We start from the raw sequence: 4,163 nt of genomic DNA, 5'->3' as shown, positions 1-4,163 counted from the left end.
TCGGCCAGCGGCATCTATCAGGCCGCGCTAACAGGCCTGACAAGAGTCCGCACTCGATCACATGTCTAAGGTTCAGAAATTCCTTGCAAATGAGGGCGGCATCCACAAGAGAAGGTTCGACGTCAGGCCTCTCCCCTCCGCCAGTTCTCATTGTGACTCAGCGTTTAACCTGTTGTTTTTACATTGACACAGGCGGATGAGATACTGAGCACCCCAATCTTGCATTACATTATGCGCTACAGTCACCTGCTCGGGAGGTGATGCATCATGGCGATCAAGGTACGGGGCAGCCGAGGCAAGCTGTCGCTCTACAAGCGGGTGCCTGCGCGTTACCGGGCGATCGCGCCTCGCAAGTTCGTCTGGGTGGCTCTGCATACTGACAGTTTCAGTCTGGCGCAGCGGAAGGCGGACGCCGTCTGGTCCGAGATGATCGAGGCGTGGGAGGCAAAGCTTGCCGGTGACGCCACCGACGCGGGGGAGCGCTTTCAGGCTGCGCGCGATCTGGCGACCGCACGGGGCTTCCAGTTCCTGCCGGTGAACAAGGTGGCGCAAGTGCCGCTGACCGAACTGCGCGACCGCATGATGGCCGTTCCCATGCGCGAGGATGGGCCGGACATGATCGAGGCAGCGGCGCTCCTCGGCGGCGCGAAGGAGCCCGCGCTGACCGTCTCCAAGGCCTTGGATGCCTACTGGCAACTTGCCCGCGAGAAGACGCTCGGCAAGTCGCCCGACCAGCTCCGGCGCTGGCGCAACCCACGGATCAAGGCGGTGACTAACTTTATTGACGTGGTCGGGGACAAGGCGCTCTCGGAGATCTCGGCCGATGACATGCTCGACTTCCGGACGTGGTGGCTGGACCGCATCGAAGCGGGCGACGTAGGGCCGGGATCCGCCAACAAGGACCTGATCCATCTCGGAGAGGTGCTGAAGACCGTCAACAGGATGAAGCGGCTTGGACTGACGCTGCCCCTGGACGGGTTGTCCTTCAAGGAGGGGGAGGCCGGGCAGCGGCCGCCGTTCTCGTCCGACTGGATCCGGGACAGGCTGCTCGCCAAGGGAGCGCTCGACGGTCTGAACAGCGAGGCACGGGCAATCCTGCTCGCGATGGTCAACACCGGCGCGCGCCCGAGCGAGATTGCGAACCTGACGACCGACCGGATCCGGCTGGAAGACGAGGTGGCGCATATCTCGATAGAGGGCGAGGGCCGGCAGTTGAAGACGACCCATGCCAGGCGTGTCATTCCGCTCTGTGGCGTGTCGCTGGAGGCGATGCGCGCCCATCCCGGAGGCTTCCCGCGTTATCGCGACAAGCCCGGGCTCTCCGCGACGGTGAACAAGTATCTGCGCGAGAACGGGCTGGCGGAGACGCCTCAGCACACGATGTATTCGCTGCGCCACTCTTTCGAGGACCGCATGATCGCAGCCGGGGTCGATGACCGGATTCGGCGGGATCTCTTCGGCCATAGGCTCGACCGCAAACGGTATGGCAAGGGCGCCACCCTCGAGCACCTGCAGGGGATCGTTCAGGCGCTGGCCTTCTGACCCGCGAGGATTGCACGCGCACGGGCAACGCTGTCCTGCTTGGAGGCATGGGCAGCCAACTCGCGCTCGATGCGTTCGAAGATCGGAATATAGACGGGATCGGCAATGACAAGGGCCGCGGCCATGCGATGCATGGCCTGCAGGTCTTCGAGGGTGACCGGACGGGAGACGCTCGTGTGTTTCATGTTCTAGTTTTACGCACGCTCTCGACACCTGTAGCATGGAGAAGCAGAATTGTTGCTTTCAGCGGCGCTCTGCTGCGGGCGCGGGCTCGCCTGCTCCGAGGTGCGAGGAAAGGCCTCGGCGTTGAAGCAGAGAAGCGGATGCGCTTCGACACGCACTGTTCCTGCTGGCAGCGCCGTCAACGCAGAAACCAAGCGGCTTGCTCTGCGTCTAGCACAGTGTCCAGGCTGCCTTGCGCGGAGCTCCGTCAACGAGGGCTCCTGTAGGCAAGCGGCGGATCCAGCCGTGCTCCTCGAGGGTCGACAGCAGACGATCCGCGACAGGCCGCTTGAGCATGTCCCGCCGGGGCGCGCACTGCTGAACGTCGGCGGTGAGGAAGGTCCTGTTGGGGCGGCTCTGCAGCCAGATGCGCAGCTCGTCGGCCATGCGGAGATCCGCATCCAACGCAGAGCGACCCATAAGGCGCTGCGCCTCGTCTAGATAGTAGGACGCAAGCCCAAGGCCGCTTTCCATGTCTTCCGCCTCAACCTTGTCCGCATTCGGATCGCGCCACATGGCCAGCACGCCGGCGATACGGCACGCGTTCTCGGCGGTCTTGCTGGCAAAGGCCCGAACACTCTCGAGCTTGTTGCCGCGCGCCTGGTCACGCTCGATCTCGTCAGCCGCTGTGACCAGCGCTTCACGGGCTTCGATGGAGAGAGGCAAGCGGCGCGGTGCGAGTTCGAATGTCTCTGGCTCGCGGATCGGAAGCTCCTTCGACAGAAGCTCGACAAGACGCTCGCGCGACCGCTCGGCCGGCGGCTGCGACTCGGGAAAGGTGGTGATGCGACGCGTCCCGATCGTCGACTCGGGCTCTACGATCAGGCAGCGCGGCAGGAAGCCGATCCCCTCGGCCATGGGATCGCCGATCAGCTTCTCGGCGACGGCCGGCTGCATCATGAGATGCAGTGCCATACGGCGGCCATGCAGGACTGTCTCTTCCTTTGCCCGCGCCAGCCTGATCCGCTTGCCGTCCCACAGGCTGTTGAACGTGCCAAAGGTCTGCTGCGCCTGGCTAGGCTTCATCGCATAGCTACCCAAGAAGGAACCTGCCTCATCCGAAAGCAGACCAGCGGACGGTGTCCGGGAGAGGATGCGAAACAAGCCGTGCACTGTCGGATCGGATACCGTGCAGTCGAAGTCGTCGAGGCTGCCCGCAAGGCACCGGTCCACGGTCGACTTCCGTTCACCGCTGCCGGCGATGGTGATGCAGTAGAGCGACAAGGGCCTGTAGCCGCCCAGCGTCTCCACATTGGCGTGCCCCTGCACCGCAAGCGATGCCGCCGCCAGCGCACTCTGAGCTGCAATCGCGATGGGTGCCTGCGTCTCCCGGTGCGCCGCCTCGACGGCCGCCCTCAGGGGACCAAGGAGGTGGGTAGGATAGGGAGCGGCGTGCCGTGCGTCGGCAACAAGCGGACGTGGCGCAGGGATGGACAGGGCATGGACGTTCGTCATGGGCATTTCTCCAGGTCAGTTGCGTGCCTGGGACCCGAGCGAAAAGGCAGAGCTCTCCAGACGACTAGCTTATAGGTGCAGCTAGGGGAATCGTCGCTTGGCGATCTAATTACCTGCTGTGAAGGGGGCACCGCTGCGGTAACGTGCTAGACGCGCTAGACGTGCCAGACCGGTTTAGCACGTCTAGCGCCGTCATTGGTGCCGGCGGCGAGCGCCCGCTCGAGAGCGCGGGCCTTCATCCAGACCTTCGAATAGTAATCGTCATAGCGACGATCTCGAGCTCCACGAGGGCTCGTGTTCTGTTCAGACATCCTCCTGCTGGTGTTCCGAGCTCGCGGGTGAGGAATGGCGCGACCTCCATGGATCCCGACGTCACGAGGAGACGGTCGATCGCTGCGTCTCCTCCTGCCCCTGTCAATTGCGCTTCCGATCCAGCGCCTGCCGGAGTGCCGCGGTGCTCTCGAGGTCGACAGCCGGATCCGAGCCGGCCGAGATCACCCGGATCATCTCGATCCAGCCTCGTTCATTCGCGGTGAGGTCCTGCCAGCGAGAAAGGCGCGCGGGATGCGTCGGTGCAGCGGACATGGTGATCACTTCCCGAAGATGGCGCGGATCGCGGCGCGACCCTTTGCGGTGGGTCGGGGATCGGCGTTGTCAGAGGCCTCCCGCAGTTCGTGAAGCCAGAGCACCTCGTTTGCCGTGACCGGCGTGCCGAACACCTCCAGCACCGCCTTCGACGCCGTCTCGCCGATGGACTGGGCAAGGGCGAGCCGCATCAGATGTGCGGGATCGACGTCGAGCGCCCGCGCCAGATCGAGCACCCGGTCGAGGGCGATCTTGTTTGCGCCTGACTTCAGCATCGCCAGGAAACTTGCGTTCGGGAAGCCGGCTTCCTGCGCGATCTGGGCCTGGGTCTTGCGGCCCTTCAGGTCGATGATGCGCGA

Annotated in this window: 5 protein-coding genes; 1 reads left to right on the top strand and 4 read right to left on the bottom strand. The window is 64.2% G+C overall.

Going from position 1 to position 4,163, the window contains the following annotated elements; translation table 11 throughout:
* The first annotated feature begins 267 nt into the window (after window positions 1–267).
* Window positions 268–1,542, top strand: a complete 1,275-nt coding sequence (locus H5395_RS17815) for a tyrosine-type recombinase/integrase (protein ID WP_182793856.1) — start codon at window positions 268–270, stop codon at window positions 1,540–1,542.
* Here the strand turns inward: H5395_RS17815 and H5395_RS17810 are convergent.
* The 4 genes from H5395_RS17810 to H5395_RS17795 all read right to left on the bottom strand — a co-directional run.
* Window positions 1,524–1,667, bottom strand: a complete 144-nt coding sequence (locus tag H5395_RS17810; RefSeq protein ID WP_182793855.1) for a hypothetical protein — start codon at window positions 1,665–1,667, stop codon at window positions 1,524–1,526. The genes H5395_RS17815 and H5395_RS17810 overlap by 19 nt on opposite strands.
* Before the next feature lie 268 nt (window positions 1,668–1,935).
* Entirely contained in the window at window positions 1,936–3,219 is a 1,284-nt protein-coding gene (locus tag H5395_RS17805; protein ID WP_182793854.1) for a DUF3987 domain-containing protein, read from the bottom strand.
* Window positions 3,220–3,633: 414 nt separating this feature from the next.
* Window positions 3,634–3,804: a hypothetical protein gene (locus tag H5395_RS17800; RefSeq protein WP_182793853.1), complete on the bottom strand. Its 171-nt coding sequence runs from the start codon at window positions 3,802–3,804 to the stop codon at window positions 3,634–3,636.
* A 5-nt stretch (window positions 3,805–3,809) separates the two neighbouring features.
* Window positions 3,810–4,163: XRE family transcriptional regulator (locus H5395_RS17795; RefSeq protein ID WP_182793852.1), on the bottom strand; the 354-nt coding region annotated here is incomplete at its 5' end.

Origin of the sequence: Paracoccus sp. MC1854, assembly GCF_014164635.1 — a bacterium.
Classification (GTDB): Bacteria; Pseudomonadota; Alphaproteobacteria; order Rhodobacterales; family Rhodobacteraceae; genus Paracoccus.
Note: the sequence above shows the minus strand (reverse complement) of the source record. Positions and strands in the feature narration are given on the sequence as shown.

What these genes read in the sequence shown, in the direction of transcription:
- H5395_RS17815 (WP_182793856.1), top strand. Translation starts at nt 268, where the DNA reads ATGGCGATCAAGGTACGGGGCAGCCGAGGCAAGCTGTCGCTCTACAAG.
- H5395_RS17810 (WP_182793855.1), bottom strand. Translation starts at nt 1,667, where the DNA reads ATGGCCGCGGCCCTTGTCATTGCCGATCCCGTCTATATTCCGATCTTC.
- H5395_RS17805 (WP_182793854.1), bottom strand. Translation starts at nt 3,219, where the DNA reads ATGACGAACGTCCATGCCCTGTCCATCCCTGCGCCACGTCCGCTTGTT.
- H5395_RS17800 (WP_182793853.1), bottom strand. Translation starts at nt 3,804, where the DNA reads ATGTCCGCTGCACCGACGCATCCCGCGCGCCTTTCTCGCTGGCAGGAC.